Origin of the sequence: Bradyrhizobium sp. LB8.2 (assembly GCF_040548035.1) — a bacterium.
In the GTDB taxonomy this organism is placed as follows: Bacteria; Pseudomonadota; Alphaproteobacteria; order Rhizobiales; family Xanthobacteraceae; genus Bradyrhizobium.
On record NZ_JBEPQV010000004.1, the window covers coordinates 76,159 to 92,418 of the forward strand.

Sequence of the window (16,260 nt, forward strand, 5' to 3'; positions counted from 1 at the left end):
GCCAACCCCACGCATTCAAGGCAACCGGAACGGTTGCTCTCACCCCAGGGAGAAGACCATATGACACTAGCATCATTGAACGGAGTCGGGATGGCGGCGCTCGCCTTGTGCGTCCTGGCTGGCGGCCCCGCTTTCGGTCAGAATGCCAAGGTATCGGGCGCCACGGTCGCTTTTCTGATGCCGGACCAGGCTTCGACACGTTACGAAGAACACGATCGCCCTGGTTTTGTGGCTGAGATGAGCAAGCTGTGCCCGTCCTGCAAGGTGCTATACCAGAACGCCGATGCCAATGCGTCGCACCAACAGCAGCAGTTCAATTCCGTCATTTCGCAGGGGGCCAAGGTGATCGTCATCGACCCCGTCGATTCCACCGCTGCGGCGTCGCTCGTGAAGCAGGCCCAGGAGCAGGGCGTAAAGGTCATTGCCTATGATCGGCCGATCCCCTCCACGCCCGCGGACTTCTACGTGTCTTTCGACAACAAGGCGATCGGCAAGGCAATTGCCAAATCGCTGGTCGACCATCTCAAGGCAACCAAGGTGCCGACCGATGATGTCGGCGTGCTGGAGATCAACGGCTCACCGACCGATGCCGCGGCCGGGCTGATCAGGGACGGCATCCACGACGGTCTGGCCGGCAGTGGATACAAGACCCTCGCCGAGTACGACACGCCGGATTGGGCGCCGCCGAAGGCGCAGCAGTGGGCCAGCGGCCAGATTACCCGTTTCGGAAAGAAGATTGTGGGCGTCGTGGCCGCCAACGACGGAACCGGCGGTGCCGCGATCGCCGCTCTCAAGGCTGCAGGAGTCAATCCGGTGCCGCCGGTCACCGGCAACGACGCTACGATCGCGGGGCTTCAACTCATTATTGCCGGGGACCAATACAACACCATCAACAAGCCAAGCGAGATCGTCGCGGCCGCGGCTGCCAATGTGGCCGTCCAATTGCTCGCAGGGGAGAAGCCAAAATCTGAAACCACGCTGTTCAACACGCCGTCGCAGCTGTTCACGCCGACGCTAGTTACGGCCGACAACCTCAAGGCAGAGATCGTCGATAAACGGATCAACGGCAAGCCGATCCAGACAGCCGAAGTGCTCTGCGGGGGCCGCTATGCCGAAGGCTGCGAGAAGCTCGGCATTACCAGGTAGAGCTTCGTTAAGGTATCATTTAGCCCGGGCAATGCGGTTCGGTTCACCGCATGGCCGGGACGATCATGGAACGCCAGATATGACCGACCCGGCATCGCAATCCAATTCGCGGAACGGCCTGGTGCTTAGCCTGCGCGGCATTTCGAAAAACTTCGGCGCGGTCTCCGCCTTGACCAATATCGATCTGGATGTGCACGCCGGTGAGGTCGTCGCGTTGGTCGGCGACAATGGCGCCGGCAAGTCGACCCTGGTGAAGATTCTCGCCGGCGTTCATCTGCCGGATTCGGGAACGGTTACCTTCTGCGGCGATATAGTGGTCCTAGACGATCCGGCCGCGTCGCTGCGGCTTGGTATCGCGACCGTATTCCAGGACCTGGCGCTGTGCGAGAATCTTGACGTCGTCGCTAACATTTTTCTCGGACGGGAGCTCGATCCATGGCGCCTCGATGAGGTGGCGATGGAAATTCGAGCCTGGACCCTGCTCAACGAGCTGTCGGCGCGCATCCCCAGTGTTCGCGAGCCGGTTGCGTCGCTTTCCGGTGGCCAGCGCCAGACGGTTGCCATCGCCCGTTCGCTGCTGCTCCAGCCGAAGCTGATCCTGCTCGACGAACCAACGGCTGCGCTTGGCGTGGCGCAGACCGCCGAGGTGCTCGATCTGATCGAGCGCGTTCGGGATCGTGGCCTCGCCGTCGTGATGATCAATCACAACATGGAAGACGTCCGCGCGGTCGCGGACCGGATCGTGGTGCTGCGGCTCGGGCGCAACAACGGCATCTTCCAGGATGCATCCAACCAGGAACTCGTGAGCGCCATCACCGGAGCCTCGAACAACGCCGTATCGCGGCGCACAGAGCGGCGACAGGCCTCACGTGAACACTCAGGGGAACCGCGGCCGTGAACGGCGACAAGGAACGTCGCGCAACCTCGGCGCCGCTCGATCGCGCCGACGAGCGGGTTCGCCACGATGCGGGTCTTGCCGCCGCCATACGCGCGTTCCTGGACCGAGTCCGCTCCGGCGATCTCGGCGCGCTTCCGGTCGTGATCGGGCTCGTGATCATCTGCACGGCATTCCAGAGTCTCAATCCGGTTTTCCTGTCGAGCAACAATCTCGTCAATTTGCTGTTCGACTGTTCGACGGTGGGGGTTATCGCGCTTGGGATCGTCTGCATCCTGATGGTCGGCGAAATCGATCTGTCGGTCGGCTCGGTTAGCGGTTTCGCTTCGGCCATGGTCGGCGTGCTCTGGGTCAACATGGAATGGCCAACCTGGCTCGCGATTGTCACATCGCTCGTCGTCGGCGGAGCCATTGGCGCGCTCTACGCGGTGTTGTTTAACCGCTTCGGGATGCCAAGCTTCGTCTCGACGCTGGCCGGCCTGCTCGCGGTTCTTGGCTTGCAGCTTTATCTCCTGGGCTCAACCGGATCGATTAATCTGCCGTACGGCTCGGCGCTGGTGAATTTTGGTCAGACGCTGGTCATGGCGCCCGCGGTCGCCTACGCGCTGGCCGCAGTGACCGGCGCGGTGATCTTCGCGACGGCGTTTCGAACGGCTGCCCGCCGCAAGCAGGCTGGTTTGTCAGCGAGATCGTTCGGGAGCCTGCTGCTTCGTGCGATCGTGATCACGATTGTCCTCGAGCTCGTCGTCTATTATCTCAATCAAGATCGCGGCGTGCCCTGGATGTTCAGTCTGTTCGTCGCCCTGGTCGTGGCGATGAACTATGCGTTGACCCGAACAAAGTGGGGACGCTCGATGAATGCCGTCGGGGGCAACCGGGAGGCGGCGCGCCGCGCTGGCATCAACGTGCGTCGGATCTACATGACGGCCTTCGTGCTATGCGCGGCGTTCGCGGCCGCTGGCGGTATCCTTTCGGCGGCGCGCCTGGCGTCCGCAAGCCAGCAGGCCGGCACCGGTGACGTTAATCTCAACGCCATCGCAGCGGCCGTGATCGGTGGAACTAGTCTGTTCGGCGGTCGCGGCAGCGCTTATTCCGCGCTCCTTGGGATCATCGTAATCCAGTCAATTGCCAGCGGTTTGACGCTGCTCGATCTGTCGTCTTCGCTCCGGTATATGATCACCGGCGCCGTGCTGGCGGTTGCCGTTATCGTCGATTCGCTGGCCCGCCGCTCGCGTATGTCCCATGGCCGGGCCTGAAATGACTCTCAACCAACAGGAACGCCATGACTCTCACGCTTTCCGGAAAGGTGGCCGCAATCACGGGAGCGGCTTCGGGGATCGGTCTGGAATGCTCCAGGATCCTGCTGCGGGAGGGCGCGCGTGTCGTGCTGGTCGACCGTGACGAGGATGGCTTGAAGTCGGCCTGCGCAATCCTCGGCCCGCAGGCGATCCCGTTGACGATCGACCTCACCAAGCCTGAAAGCGTCAGCCGCATGATGCCGCGGATATTGGAGCTGGCGGGCCAACTCGACATCTTCCACGCGAACGCCGGAACCTACGTCGGCGGCGATATCGTGGACGGGGATCCCGATGTCTGGGACCGCGTGCTGAACCTCAATGTCAACGCTGCCTTCCGCTCGATCCGCGCCGTCCTGCCGCACATGGTCGCGCGCGGGACTGGCGACATCATCGTAACGAGCTCGATTGCCGGTCTGGTGCCGGTGGTTTGGGAGCCGATCTACACGGCTTCCAAGCATGCTGTTCAGGCGTTCGTGCACACGGTCAGGCGGCAGGTCGCCAAGCATGGGCTGCGCGTCGGTGCCGTTGCTCCAGGTCCCGTGGTCACGGCCCTGATCAAGGATTGGCCCAAGGACAAGCTCGACGACGAATTGGCGGCGGGAGGCTTGATGCAGCCAGCCGAAGTGGCCGAGGCCGTGCTGTTCATGCTGACGCGGCCACGGAACGTCACTATCCGCGATCTCGTCATTCTACCGCAGAGCAACGATCTGTAGACGCGTTATCGCCAAAGAGGGTGGAATAACTGAGCATGTCAAAAAAGCGTTTCCTCGGCATCGACGTCGGTACCGGCAGTGCGCGCGCCGCAGTGTTCGATGAGTTCGGCAAGTTGCTCGGATCGGCCAAGGCGGAGATTGCTCTGTGGCACGAGGCAGGCCAGATTGTTGAGCAGTCCAGCAACGACATCTGGCGCGCCGTGTGTGCCTGCGTGCAGGGGGCGGTCCGCCAGGCCGGCATCTCAGGGCAATCGATAGCGGGCATTGGATTCGACGCGACGTGCTCGCTTGTGGTGCTGGGGCCGGGAGGCGAACCGTTGCCCGTGGGCCCCTCCGGCGACCCCGAGCGCAATATCATCGTCTGGATGGACCATCGTGCTGTGTCACAAGCGCGCAGGATCAACGCGACAGGGGAGGTAGTCCTCAATTATGTCGGCGGTGCCATTTCGCCGGAGATGGAAACGCCGAAATTGCTGTGGCTCGCTGAAAACCAGCCACACACTTTTCACTCGGCGTGGCAGTTCGTGGATCTGACCGACTTCCTGACTTACAAGGCGACTGGGAGCTTGGCGCGGTCCGTGTGCACGGTGACATGCAAGTGGACCTATCTCGCCCATGAGCGGCGCTGGGACGAGACTTATTTCAGAAGGGTCGGTCTCGGTGGGCTGGTTGACGAGGCCTTTCGCCGGATCGGGACTGACATCGTCGACGGAGGCACGGCTCTCGGCAGCGGTTTGACCGCAGCCGCGGCCGCGCAACTTGGCTTAATGCCTGAAACGCCGGTCGGCGCCGGGCTGATCGACGCCCATGCCGGCGGTGTCGGAACAGTCGGGGCTCGCGGTGAGCCAGGAAATCTGCTGACGCGCTTGGCCTATGTGTTCGGTACCTCGGCCTGCACGATGTCTTCGACCAACGAAGAAGTCTTCGTACCGGGAGTATGGGGGCCATATTTCTCTGCCATGGTACCGGGCCTTTGGTTGAACGAAGGCGGTCAGTCCGCCGCGGGCGCCGCGATCGATCATTTGGTCCGCATGCATCCCGCCGCAGAGGAGGCTTCGAGACTGGCGCAGGCCCATGGGATCGGCCTTGGCAACTGGCTGTCGATTGAGGCGGAGCGACGAGGTGGGGCTTCGGCCGCAGTCGATCTCATGCGCGATTTGCATGTTGTGCCCGAATTTCTTGGTAACCGTTCGCCGTTTGCGGATCCCGACGCCCGGGGATTGATCGCCGGTCTCAGGATGGACAATGACCTCGATAGCCTTGTGGCGTTGTATCTCGCCGGGATGTGCGGGCTTGGCTACGGCACACGACAGATCGTGCGGTCTCTGCATGAGAAGAGCCTGCCGATCGACACGATCATCGTCAGCGGCGGTGCAGGCCAGAGTGAGCTGGCTCGTCAGCTTCTGGCCGACACGATCGGACAAGTGCTGGCGACGACGGCCTCAGCTGAGCCCGTGCTGCTCGGGTCCGCTATGCTGGGTGCAGTGGCCTCGGGGCACTATCCTGACATCATCAAGGCGATGTCGGCTATGTCGGCAATCGGCACACTCTATCGGCCCGACCCGGCCTCGGTTGAGGTGCATGAGAGGCGATTTAGAGCGTTCGAGATGCTGCAACAAACGGCAAGATCCGTCAGGCTGGGCGAATACTGATGGTAACCGGCTGAGCCCGGAGTGGGCAGAGAAGGTTCGCTCCGCATCATCAAGCGACCGGACGCAGCTACGAGGATCAGAGATGATGTGGTTGCCGCTTTCGGCCGACTAGACATCCTCGTCAACAATGCCGGCGGTTCGCGGCCCTTCGACGGGCTCGGCACGCGTCAACAATGGGATGAGGCTATGGCGCTTAATTTCATGCCGGTCGGGAACTCGCCCATGCCTTCGTACCCATAATGCAAGCACAGAAATTCAGCCGGATCATCAATCTGACGGGAGGCGACGATCCGTTGGCGTTGAACGGCGGCGTTCCCCCAATGGGGCCACCGACATCTGGGCAAAGTCGCTTTCCCGCGTTGACGGCAAGGATGGGATCACGGTCAATTCAATCCCGCCAGGTCGGCTGCACTCCGAGCAGATCGACCAGAATTGTTGCCAGGCTCAGCGCAAATGGGTCGCTGAAAATTGTCCTGCCGCTATATCGGCGAACCGGAAGATCTCGCGGTGCTGGTCGCCTTTCTTGCCTCACCACTTGCCGGTTACATCACGGGACAGGTAGTCCACGTTGACGGAGGTGCGCGACGCTTCTCGCGCTAGCAAGCCGAGTTCTTGCAGAGCGAGTCTGTCAACAGAGCACCTGGACACGCCTCAGGCCGAAATTGGAGCAACTTCCAGAGGCGAACACCGCCTGCTCGAACTGGCCTGGCGAGGTAATTTGGCGCCGCGTGGAGGAGCTTGGAAAACGTTACTCTCGGTGCCCCAGTGGACCTGAGGTTCATCTGGGTGAAAAAGTGTCTCCTGGAATTTCTGTTCCAGCGAGAGAGCGTTACGGAATTTAGTTGACGCGCGGTTGTCCTGGAAATCCGAGCAACTGAAAAGCGACGCATACGAATCGGAGTAAGCATGCCGACTGATAAGGTTTCATACGAAAGCTTATCAGTCGGGCGCTGGACGGGAGATGGATGCCTGATTTGTCTCAAATAGCAGACCGCAGCTACAGCCGTTGGGATGTCAACTATGCGGCCAGAAGCCGAAACCAGAGTTTGCCCGATGGTGCCAATCAGTTGAGAGCTCATCGAGCGCTATGCGATGCGCGTGCTACGGCTCATCTTCTCGATGTGACGATGCAACAGCAAAGAGTCCAGCGGGGCATAGGAGATTGCGGCCTGTCACGCCCGCCCGCAGCTGGAGGCGATCTAACCCGTTGCGCGCGGGAGCATGCCGCTTGCCGTAATCTCTGCCGAAAGCTCTTCGATCGTCTTGCGTTGCTCCATGGCGGCTTTTCGGATCAGCGCAAAGGCGGCAGGTTCGGCAAGCGCATGCGAATGCATCACCTGGAGAACGGCGGCAAGTACGACACGACGTGACCGCAGGCGCTGCTCGAGTTTGAGGATCTGTTGCTTCAATTCGCTTGTGCGATGGTTTCGCTCGAATGCCATGACGAGCGCTGCATAGATGCCGGCCGATCGCAGCGGCTTAATCAGGAACGAAGCTGGGTCGAGCTCGAACACCAACTTCAAGCGGCTTGGGGTCTCGGTGCCGACCAGCGCGATGACAGGTGATCGCGCCAGGTACGCGCGTTGCGCCGGTTGCAGTAAGGGCAGGAATTCGTCATCGATCAGCGACAGATCCGGTGTGAAGCCGACGGGCTCACCCGGCGTCCATGCAACACCCTCGATCCCGAGACGCTCGAACTGGCGTCGCACGATGGTCGCATCGCGTTCGTCCTTGATGGCAACGAGCGCCTTGCGTCCGCGCAGCGAAAATGAAGACGGTCTGCTCATTTCACAACCCGCAAATGCGGCGCGTTCGGCAATGCGCCGCCCGCCGAGATCTCCCTCGATGGACTGGCGACAACGTCGAGCTGCGTCAGGTAAGGATCAGGCTTAACAGGCGCGTCGGCCTCCCAGAAGATATCGAACTGTCCTCGCGGATTGGATACGGCAAGCCGCGGTGTAAGGACGCAATGATTGTTGCCGCCGTCGATCCACACCGGTCCTTGCGGCGAATTGTAGCGATATCCCGCCGCGGCGCGCTGCACCTCGGCAATGTCGGACGTGCCCGCGCGCTGCAGCGCGCGCGCCAGCAGATAGACTGCGACATAGGCGGATTGCCCGTCAACGGAGGGGCTGCTGTCCTCGCCATGGCGCGCCTTCCAGCGCGCTACGAAGGCGCGGTTCTCCGGCAGCCGGATGCTCTCGAAATAGGCCGACGACGTGATACAGCCGGCCGATGCCGGCCCGACGATCGCCAGTTCCGGCTCGCACAGGCTACAGCTCAGCATGGGAATCTCCAGCCCGGCAGCCTTGGTGCCGGCGTGAAATGCGCGGATGAAGTCGTAGCTCGAGCTTCCGACCAGCGTATTGAACACGATCGGCGGTTTGCGGCGAACGATCTCGTCGACGATGTGACCGACGGCGCTTTCGCCGAGCTCGAGCAGCCGCTCGGCGAGGATGTGGCCATCTGCCGCGCTGACCAGTTCACGGGTGACGCGATTGGTCTCCCACGTCCACACGTAGTTGGAGCCGACGCAGAAGATTTCCCGTGACAGATTGTCGAGCACGTAGCGGACCAGCGGCAGCACGTTGTGATTGGGCGAGGCGCCGACATAGATCACGTTGTCCGAGCACTCGAAGCCTTCATAGCGGGCAGGATACCAGAGCAGGCGATCGGTGCGCTCCACGATGGGAAGCACCTGCTTCCGCGAGGCCGAGGTGTAACAGCCGATGATGTGCTCGACGCCGACATTGCGAATGAGGTCGTCACAGACGGTGTGATATTCGGAGACGATGCCGCGGGGATCGCGAATATGGGGCGCGATCGCGAAGTCGAACTCCGCCTGGCTGTTGATCTCGTCGACCGCCATCATCGCGCTCTTGAGGATCTCGCGGCCCATTGCCTGATAAGGCCCGGACTGCGAGCAGATGATGCCAACGGGAACATACGGCTTTGTCATTGACTGCTTTCGATCGCGTAACGCGAAGATGAAATCATCATCGCCGATGACAGCGCAAGTGGCTTGCCGTTTTGCTGCGCAGCACTCTCGAAATTTAGGCAGACAGCATCGTTGACAACGCGATGGGCAGGTCCTTAGACTTTTCTCCTACAGGGTGACCTGTCGAACCTCGCGTGCGCCGATCTGGCCGATGACGTCCAGCTCCTTGCACTAAGTGCTTCGTTCGATCACGGATCCTAAAGCGACAGATCATAGCCGCGGCATTTGAGCCATTCGTCACCTCATTCGGGAGGGACGGGTGGCTTTTTTCGTTTGCCGCCGGGAAAGCTGGCGATGCGTCCGCGTAGCCAGAACGGTGACGCATGTGCGAGACGGCGATGTGTCATGTGAGCGGGAGGATGAAGAGCGATGGCGGAAACGGATCTCCACTATCTCGGGCTCGTCGACATCGGGCGAAAGATCCAGGCGAGGGAGCTGTCGCCGGTCGAAGCGACCAAGGCGATGCTCGGGCGGATCGAGAAGCTCGACGGCAAGCTTAAGAGTTTCGCGCATGTGATGGCTGACTCAGCGCTTGCCGACGCCGCCGTGGCCGAGAAGGAAATCGCCTCCGGCAAGGTCAAAGGACCGCTGCATGGGGTGCCGGTGGCGGTCAAGGATCTCTGCTGGGCCAGGGGCGCGCCTGCCGCGCACGGCATGACGATCCATCACGATTTTCGTCCGACTGAGGACGCAACGGTGGTTGCGCGGCTGAAGGAGGCCGGCGCAATCATTCTTGGTAAGCTGCAGCAGACCGAAGGAGCTTACGCCGATCATCATCCGAAGATTGATCCGCCGAAAAATCCGTGGAACGCGGATCTTTGGCCCGGCGCATCCTCGAGCGGTTCCGGCGTCGCTACCGCGGCTGGCCTATGCTTCGGCTCGCTCGGCACCGATACCGGCGGTTCAATCCGCTTTCCGTCCGCGGCCAACGGCGTCACCGGGCTTAAACCGACCTGGGGACGAGTCAGCCGCTACGGCGCTTTCGAACTTGCGGCGACGCTGGATCACATCGGCCCGATGGCGCGGAGCGCTGTCGACTGCGGCGCCATCCTCGGCGTCATCGCGGGGCAGGATCCCAGGGACACGACGTCGGTGCCGCTGCCTGTGCCCGACTATCTCGCCGGTCTCTCCGGCGACCTGCGCGGTGTGACGATCGGCGTCGACCGGCGCTGGACCAGCGAAGGAACCGATGGCGATGCGGCGAAGGTCCTGACCGAAGGGTTGCGTGTGGCGGCCGATCTCGGCGCGAAGATCAATGAGATCATTTTCCCCGATCCCAAGGCGGTCATCGACGACTGGTTCCCGCTCTGCGGCATCGAGGTCGCCGTCGCGCACGAAGACACCTATCCGGCGCGCAAGGACGAGTATGGCCCGGCGCTCGCGGGTCTGCTCGATCTCGGCCGGCAGCAGTCCGGCATGGACTACCAGAAGATCGTGCTTCGCCGCGAGGCATTTCGCGGCGCGGTCCGTGTCCTGTTCGAGACCGTCGATCTCGTCGCGGTGCCGGCACAGGCGTTCGCCGCGCCCACGCTCGCCAAGATGGCGGCGCTCGGCGAGGACGCCTCGCTGATCGGCGGACTGCTGCGCTTCACGTGTCCATTCGACATGACGGGAAGTCCGACCGTGACGCTGCCCGGCGGGTTCGCGGCGAATGGCGGTCCGGTCGGCTTCCAGTTCGTTGGTCGTCATTTCGACGAGGCCGGACTTGTGCGGGCGGGCGACGCGTTCCAGCGCGTCACCGACTGGCACAAACGTCATCCCGGGGTCTGAGTTGAGGAGCTGATCACATGTCCGAAGACTGGTTGAAGACATCAATCATGACCAAGCGCGCGGTCGCCAAAGGCGCGACTGGCGCGACGCATAGCCTGACGATCGAGCAGCAGGGCGGCTTCCATTATGTCTACGGCCCCTATGCCAAGCCGACCCTGTCGATCGACCCGGGTGGGATCGTTGTCGTCGAGACGGAAGATGCCTTTGGCGGCGTGCTCACCAGCGAAAGCGACAGCCCAACCGCCAAACTGAATTTCCCCTATCTCAACCCGCAATGCGGACCGATCGCCGTCAAGGGCGCCAAGAAGGGCGATTGTCTCGCGATCTATATCCGCGACGTCGAGACGCGGGGTGAACAGCCGGCCGGTACGACCTGCATCATTCCGGAATTCGGCGGGCTGGTTGGAACAAGCTCGACGGCGCTGCTCAATCCGCCGCTGCCGGAACGCGTAAAGAAACTGCATGTCGACAGGAACGGCATACGCTGGAACGACAAGATCACGCTGCCCTACGAGCCGTTCATCGGAACCATCGGTGTCTCGCCGGAGATCGAGGCCATCTCGTCGCTTCAGCCTGATTACCACGGCGGCAACATGGATCTGCCCGACGTCGCGCCAGGTGCGATCATCTATTTTCCGGTGCATACCGATGGCGGGATGCTCTACGTCGGCGACTGCCATGCGACGCAAGGCGACGGTGAGCTCTCCGGCGTGGCGCTGGAGCAGCGCGCCACCGTTACATTGCAGGTCGACCTGATCAAGAACTGGAGCTTCGCCTGGCCCCGGCTCGAGACTAAGGACTTCATCATGACGATCGGCAGCGCGCGTCCGCTCGAGGACGCGGCGCGTATCGCCTATCGTGAGCTCGTGCGGTGGATGGCGGCAGATTACGGCTTCGATGAGATCGACGCCTACATGCTGCTCAGCCAGACGGGCCGCATGCGCCTCGGCAACATGGTCGACCCCAAATACACGATGGGAGCATCGATCCTGAAGAATTACCTCAAGCCATGACATCCAGCCGCTTTCAAAAACAGGGGACATCACGATGAGTTCAGGACGTAAGCTCGGAATCGTTTTGCTCGGCGCCATGCTTGGTACAGCTGCGGTGATGAATGTTGCACGCGCGGCAGAGCCGCCGTTGAAAGTGGGGCTGCTCGAGGACGTATCCGGCGATCTCGCCTTCATGGGCATGCCGAAGCTGCACGGTTCCCAGCTGGCCGTCGAGGAAATCAACAAGAGCGGCGGCATCCTGGGGCGGCAGATCGAGCTGATCCACCTCGATCCGCAGGGCGACAACGCCCGATATCAGGAATTCGGCCGCCGTCTGCTCAATCGCGACAAGGTCGACGTATTGATCGGCGGCATCACTTCGGCCTCGCGCGAAGCGCTGCGTCCGATCGTCGACCGCACCTCCACGCCTTATTTTTACACTAACCAGTATGAAGGCGGTGTCTGCGACGCCAGCATGATCAGCATGGGTGCGGTGCCTGAGCAGCAGTTCTCGACGCTGATACCGTGGATGGTCGAGAAGTTCGGCAAGAAAGTCTACGTCATCGCCGCCGACTACAATTTCGGTCAGATCTCGGCAGAGTGGAACCGCAAGATCCTGAAGGATCTCGGCGGTGAGGTAGTGGGCGAAGAGTTCATTCCGCTCGGTGTGTCGCAGTTCGCGCAGACGATCCAGAACATCCAGAAGTCGAAGCCGGATTGGCTGCTCACGATCAATGTCGGTGCCGCCCAGGATTCGTTCTTCGAGCAAGCCGCTGCCGCCAACCTCAACCTGCCGATGGGGTCTTCGATCAAGGTCATGCTCGGCTTCGAGCACAAGCGGTTCAAGCCGCCGGCGCTCAACAACATGCACGCAACCGCGAACTGGTTCGAGGAAATAGACACGCCTGAAGCGACCGAGTTCAAGAAGCGCTGGCACGCGAAATTCCCCGACGAACTCTACATCAACGACATGGGCTACAACGCCTATAACGCGCTCTACATGTACAAGGCGCTGGTCGAGAAGGCGAAGTCGATCAAGCTCGACGACATGCGGAAGGTGATCTCCAGTGGAGACGCCTGCATCGACGCCCCCGAAGGCAAGGTCTGCATCGATCCGAAGAGCCAGCATACCTCGCACCGCATGCGCCTGATCTCGGTCGGGCCGAAGCACGAAGTGAAGGTCGAGAAGGACTACGGGACGATCCAGCCCTACTGGCTTGGTGAGATCGGTTGCGATCTCACCAAGAAGAACGACAAGGATCAGTACACCCCGAGTCATCTCCCCAAGAAGTCGTGACGTCCGGCGGGCACAGATCTTGCTCGTGTTGAGTGTCACGATCTTGAACAAGGCCGGCGCCGCAACGATGCGGCGCCGGGATCGGCAAGGGGATCAAGATGTCGGCTGAAGTATTCTCCGTGTTCTATCAGTTCGCCGACGTGTTTGCGTTCCTAATTCTTTCGGCCGCAGGCCTCGCCATTGTGTTCGGCATGATGGGCGTCATCAACATGGCCCACGGCGAGTTCATCATGTGTGGTGCCTATGTGACGGTTGGCCTTGTGAATCTCGGTGTGCCGCTCGCGATTGCCCAGATGCTGGCCGCGCTGACGGCGGGGCTCATCGGTGTCCTCGTCGAATTCCTGGTCGTGCGGCGTTTCTACAAGCGGCCGCTGGATTCGTTGCTCGCGACCTGGGGCCTCAGTCTCATCGTGACGCAATCGATGCTCCTGATTGTCGGGTCTGCCGTACGGGGGATCGGAACGCCGGAGGGAAGCTTCGCAATCGGCGGTTATTCGTTTTCGACCTATCGTCTGGTGCTGTTCGGTTGCGCGGTGGCCGTGCTGGGCGGTCTCTACATCATCTTCATGAAGACGCGGTTCGGAGTGATCGCCCGCGCGACTATGCAGAACGCCGCGATGGCGAAGGCGCTGGGCGCGCGCACAGGCCGCATCTATGCGATCAGTTTCGGGATCGGCACCGGCCTCGCCGGGCTCTGCGGGGCGCTCTACGCGCCGACCATGACGCTGATTCCGACCATGGGTGCGACATTCGTGGTCGAAAGCTTCGTCACCGTCGTGATCGGAGGAGCGAACGTGCTGCTTGGAACGGCGCCGGCCGCGGTCTTCCTGGCGATAATCCGAATGGCGCTGAACGCGAGCTATGGACAGATCATCGGTCAGATCGGCATGCTGGTGGCTGTCATCCTGATCATTCGGGTGTTGCCCGAAGGGCTCTCTAGCGTGCTGGTCCGCCGTGGGCGCTAAGGGGAAATGTTGATGTTCAAGCTGCTGGAAGGCCCACAGACGCTCGGACGCGGCAAGATCTTCTGGTCATGCTTCCTCGCCGTGCTCGCGGGTGCGCTGACTTATCCGCTGTTCGCCGATTCCTACGACGTGGGCAATTTCGCTTACTTCCTGATCTGGATCTTCATGGCGCTCGGCCTCTGCCTGATGTGGGGCTATGGCGGCATGCTGTCGTTCGGCCAGACCTTGTTCTTCGGCATCGCCGGCTATGGCTATGGCGTGCTCGCCATCAACATGGGCGGCGGCACTGCGACGATCGCCGCACTCGTGCTCTCGGTTGTCCTCGCGATGTTGGCGGCGGGAATTCTCGGCTACTTCATGATCTGGGGTGGGATCAACGGCATCTTCTTCGGCATCGTGACGCTGTCCGCGACGCTCGTGCTTGCCTTCTTCCTTGGTCAGACCGCAGGGCCGGAATGGCACATCGGCCCGGCGCGGTTGAACGGCTTCAACGGCATGAAGGGCATGGACCCGCTGACCGTGGGTGACTTCTATATCGAGGGATCGGCGCTCTATTACATCATGATCGCGCTGATCGTGATCGTCTATCTCGCGCTGCGCATGCTGGTCAATTCGGGGATCGGCAATGTCATCGTGGCAACGCGCGAAAATCCCCAACGCGCGGAGATGCTGGGCTATGACGTCCGGAAATACCAGCTGCTGACATTCGTGATCGGCAGCGGCCTCGCGGGCCTCAGCGGCGCACTCTACACGTCCTGGGGACAGTTTATCACGCCCTCCAGCATCGGCTTGCCGGCAGCCGCGATGCCGATCGTGTGGGTGGCCTTCTCCGGGCGAAACGATCTGACGGCGACCCTGGTCGGGTCGTTCCTGTTGCTGTTCGGCTTTCAGACAATCACGGTCTACAGCCAGCAGGCCGCGCTGGTGCTGATGGGCGCGCTGCTGCTCGCCACGGTGATGCTGGCGCCGCAGGGGTTTGTGCTCGGAATTGGCAAGCTTGCCGCCGACTGGTGGGGTGGGCGCCGACGGCGCGATGATGGCGCCGTCGCGGAGGAGGCCGGTCGCTTACAGCCGGAAGAATCCTGAACATGGCGCTGGTCGAGGTCAAGGGCGTATCCAAGCGCTTCGGCGGATTGACCGCTGTCTCCGATGTCGATCTTACGGTCGACGCGGGCGAGGTGCACTGCCTGATCGGTCCCAACGGTGCCGGCAAGAGCACGTTGTTCAAGCTGATCGTGGGTCTTTACCCACCCACCCAGGGCAGCATCCTGTTCGATACCGTCGACATCACCGCCGAGCGTCCATATGCGCGGGTGCAACGGGGCATGAGCATCAAGATGCAGGCTCCGAGCGTGTTCAAGGAACTTCCGGTCCGGCAGAACATTCAAATCGCGCTCCAGGAGCGATTGTCCGGGGCGGAACGCATCACAGAGGAGGATCGCCTGCTGACGCTGCTCAATCTCGGCCCGGAGAGCGAAAAGCTCGCGGGGGCACTGTCGCACGGCCAGCAGCAATGGCTTGAAATCGGGATGGCACTGGCGCTGAAGCCGCAGCTCCTGTTGCTGGACGAGCCGACCGCCGGCATGTCTCCCGAGGAAACCTTCAAGACCGGGGAGTTGATCAAGTCGTTCAATGCCGAAGGCATGACTGTGCTTGTCGTCGAGCATGATATGGCCTTCGTGCGCCAGGTCGCCCAGCGCGTCACGGTGCTGCATCTCGGCAAGATATTTGCGCGCGGCAATCTCGAAAACATCCTGCAGGACGAGAAGGTCGCGGAAATCTATCTCGGTAAAACCCATGCCCACTGATCGGATTCTTGACGTATCGGATCTATGGGCGGGATACGGCGCGACGCCGATCCTGCAGGGTGTCACCATGTCGGTCTCGCGCGGCGAGATCGTCGGCGTGATCGGCCGTAACGGGGTCGGCAAGTCAACCCTGATGCGGTGCCTGATCGGCCTGCTGCAGACTTGGCGCGGCACGATCAGCTTCATGGATCAGGACGTCACAAAGCTCGAAGCCGACGCGCGGGCGAGGGCGGGCTTCGGCTACATCCCGCAGGGGCGCGACGTCTTTCCGCAGATGACCGTTGAGGAAAACCTCCAGGTCGGCGAGTTGATCGGCGGTCCCGACGGTAAGAAGCTGCCGGAGCTCGTCTATGAGTATTTTCCGCGGCTCAGGGAACGCAGGCGGCAGGTCGCGGGGACCATGTCGGGCGGCGAGCAGCAACAGCTCGCCATCGGCCGCGCGCTGATCGGCAATCCATCCTTGATGATCCTGGACGAACCGTCTGAGGGCATCCAGCCCTCGATCGTCCAACACATCTGCGGGGCGCTGAGATCGTTCCGGAACGAGCTCGGCACTACGATCATCTTCGTCGAGCAAAATCTCGACACGATCCTGGCGATCGCCGAGCGTTGTTACATCATGGAGAAGGGCAAGATCACGCAGTCGCTGGCAGGCGGCGAGGTCAACGAGCATAATGTCCGCGAGCAGCTTCTGCTCTGAACGGCCACGTCGCACGTTATAAGTCG

At 61.7% G+C, this 16,260-nt stretch carries 16 protein-coding genes; 14 read left to right on the top strand and 2 right to left on the bottom strand.

Annotated elements, in window-relative coordinates; translation table 11 throughout:
- The first annotated feature begins 60 nt into the window (after positions 1-60).
- From ABIB06_RS06735 to ABIB06_RS06765, 7 genes are all read left to right on the top strand, one after another.
- Positions 61-1,146, top strand: coding sequence for an ABC transporter substrate-binding protein (locus tag ABIB06_RS06735; RefSeq protein WP_354045612.1), 1,086 nt, complete (start codon positions 61-63; stop codon positions 1,144-1,146).
- A gap of 79 nt (positions 1,147-1,225) precedes the next feature.
- Positions 1,226-2,044 carry an ATP-binding cassette domain-containing protein gene (locus tag ABIB06_RS06740; protein ID WP_354068678.1) on the top strand — a complete coding sequence of 273 codons (819 nt, stop codon included), beginning with the start codon at positions 1,226-1,228 and terminating at the stop codon, positions 2,042-2,044.
- On the top strand, positions 2,041-3,297 hold the full coding sequence (locus tag ABIB06_RS06745) for a sugar ABC transporter permease (protein WP_247447668.1): 1,257 nt from the start codon (positions 2,041-2,043) through the stop codon (positions 3,295-3,297). The genes ABIB06_RS06740 and ABIB06_RS06745 overlap by 4 nt, the downstream gene beginning before the upstream one ends.
- A 26-nt stretch (positions 3,298-3,323) precedes the next feature.
- Positions 3,324-4,052 carry an SDR family oxidoreductase gene (locus ABIB06_RS06750; protein ID WP_247447667.1) on the top strand — a complete coding sequence of 243 codons (729 nt, stop codon included), beginning with the start codon at positions 3,324-3,326 and terminating at the stop codon, positions 4,050-4,052.
- Positions 4,053-4,087: 35 nt separating this feature from the next.
- Positions 4,088-5,704, top strand: a complete 1,617-nt coding sequence (locus ABIB06_RS06755; protein WP_354045485.1) for an FGGY-family carbohydrate kinase — start codon at positions 4,088-4,090, stop codon at positions 5,702-5,704.
- A 21-nt stretch (positions 5,705-5,725) separates the two neighbouring features.
- Positions 5,726-5,944, top strand: coding sequence for an SDR family NAD(P)-dependent oxidoreductase (locus tag ABIB06_RS06760; RefSeq protein ID WP_354045483.1), 219 nt, complete (start codon positions 5,726-5,728; stop codon positions 5,942-5,944).
- Between the two features lie 228 nt (positions 5,945-6,172).
- A complete protein-coding gene (locus ABIB06_RS06765; RefSeq protein ID WP_354045480.1) occupies positions 6,173-6,304 on the top strand; it encodes an SDR family oxidoreductase in 132 nt (43 codons plus the stop codon).
- Positions 6,305-6,903: 599 nt separating this feature from the next.
- Here the strand turns inward: ABIB06_RS06765 and ABIB06_RS06770 are convergent.
- Positions 6,904-7,491, bottom strand: a complete 588-nt coding sequence (locus ABIB06_RS06770; protein WP_247444023.1) for an ANTAR domain-containing response regulator — start codon at positions 7,489-7,491, stop codon at positions 6,904-6,906.
- Positions 7,488-8,663 (bottom strand): transporter substrate-binding domain-containing protein, encoded by a 1,176-nt coding sequence (locus tag ABIB06_RS06775; protein WP_354045478.1) that lies wholly within the window; start codon positions 8,661-8,663, stop codon positions 7,488-7,490. The genes ABIB06_RS06770 and ABIB06_RS06775 overlap by 4 nt, the downstream gene beginning before the upstream one ends.
- A 408-nt stretch (positions 8,664-9,071) precedes the next feature.
- On the opposite strand from ABIB06_RS06775, the gene ABIB06_RS06780 reads away from it, so the two are divergent.
- From ABIB06_RS06780 to ABIB06_RS06810, 7 genes are all read left to right on the top strand, one after another.
- Positions 9,072-10,472 (top strand): amidase, encoded by a 1,401-nt coding sequence (locus ABIB06_RS06780; protein WP_354045476.1) that lies wholly within the window; start codon positions 9,072-9,074, stop codon positions 10,470-10,472.
- Between the two features lie 17 nt (positions 10,473-10,489).
- A complete protein-coding gene (locus ABIB06_RS06785) occupies positions 10,490-11,485 on the top strand; it encodes an acetamidase/formamidase family protein (protein WP_247444020.1) in 996 nt (331 codons plus the stop codon).
- A gap of 34 nt (positions 11,486-11,519) precedes the next feature.
- Positions 11,520-12,761, top strand: coding sequence for an urea ABC transporter substrate-binding protein (locus ABIB06_RS06790; protein ID WP_502916518.1), 1,242 nt, complete (start codon positions 11,520-11,522; stop codon positions 12,759-12,761).
- Between the two features lie 98 nt (positions 12,762-12,859).
- Entirely contained in the window at positions 12,860-13,726 is an 867-nt protein-coding gene (locus tag ABIB06_RS06795; RefSeq protein ID WP_354045474.1) for an ABC transporter permease subunit, read from the top strand.
- Positions 13,727-13,738: 12 nt separating this feature from the next.
- On the top strand, positions 13,739-14,812 hold the full coding sequence (locus tag ABIB06_RS06800) for a branched-chain amino acid ABC transporter permease (RefSeq protein ID WP_354045472.1): 1,074 nt from the start codon (positions 13,739-13,741) through the stop codon (positions 14,810-14,812).
- 2 nt (positions 14,813-14,814) lie between these two features.
- Positions 14,815-15,534, top strand: coding sequence for an ABC transporter ATP-binding protein (locus ABIB06_RS06805; protein ID WP_354045470.1), 720 nt, complete (start codon positions 14,815-14,817; stop codon positions 15,532-15,534).
- Positions 15,524-16,234, top strand: a complete 711-nt coding sequence (locus tag ABIB06_RS06810) for an ABC transporter ATP-binding protein (RefSeq protein ID WP_354045468.1) — start codon at positions 15,524-15,526, stop codon at positions 16,232-16,234. The genes ABIB06_RS06805 and ABIB06_RS06810 overlap by 11 nt, the downstream gene beginning before the upstream one ends.
- The last annotated feature ends 26 nt before the right edge of the window (positions 16,235-16,260 follow it).

Bases quoted from the DNA above. Each gene is read 5' to 3' on its own strand.
- ABIB06_RS06805 (WP_354045470.1), top strand. From the start codon at position 14,815: ATGGCGCTGGTCGAGGTCAAGGGCGTATCCAAGCGCTTCGGCGGATTG.
- ABIB06_RS06795 (WP_354045474.1), top strand. From the start codon at position 12,860: ATGTCGGCTGAAGTATTCTCCGTGTTCTATCAGTTCGCCGACGTGTTT.
- ABIB06_RS06735 (WP_354045612.1), top strand. From the start codon at position 61: ATGACACTAGCATCATTGAACGGAGTCGGGATGGCGGCGCTCGCCTTG.
- ABIB06_RS06755 (WP_354045485.1), top strand. From the start codon at position 4,088: ATGTCAAAAAAGCGTTTCCTCGGCATCGACGTCGGTACCGGCAGTGCG.
- ABIB06_RS06810 (WP_354045468.1), top strand. From the start codon at position 15,524: ATGCCCACTGATCGGATTCTTGACGTATCGGATCTATGGGCGGGATAC.
- ABIB06_RS06790 (WP_502916518.1), top strand. From the start codon at position 11,520: ATGAGTTCAGGACGTAAGCTCGGAATCGTTTTGCTCGGCGCCATGCTT.
- ABIB06_RS06785 (WP_247444020.1), top strand. From the start codon at position 10,490: ATGTCCGAAGACTGGTTGAAGACATCAATCATGACCAAGCGCGCGGTC.
- ABIB06_RS06770 (WP_247444023.1), bottom strand. From the start codon at position 7,491: ATGAGCAGACCGTCTTCATTTTCGCTGCGCGGACGCAAGGCGCTCGTT.
- ABIB06_RS06800 (WP_354045472.1), top strand. From the start codon at position 13,739: ATGTTCAAGCTGCTGGAAGGCCCACAGACGCTCGGACGCGGCAAGATC.
- ABIB06_RS06775 (WP_354045478.1), bottom strand. From the start codon at position 8,663: ATGACAAAGCCGTATGTTCCCGTTGGCATCATCTGCTCGCAGTCCGGG.
- ABIB06_RS06780 (WP_354045476.1), top strand. From the start codon at position 9,072: ATGGCGGAAACGGATCTCCACTATCTCGGGCTCGTCGACATCGGGCGA.
- ABIB06_RS06740 (WP_354068678.1), top strand. From the start codon at position 1,226: ATGACCGACCCGGCATCGCAATCCAATTCGCGGAACGGCCTGGTGCTT.
- ABIB06_RS06750 (WP_247447667.1), top strand. From the start codon at position 3,324: ATGACTCTCACGCTTTCCGGAAAGGTGGCCGCAATCACGGGAGCGGCT.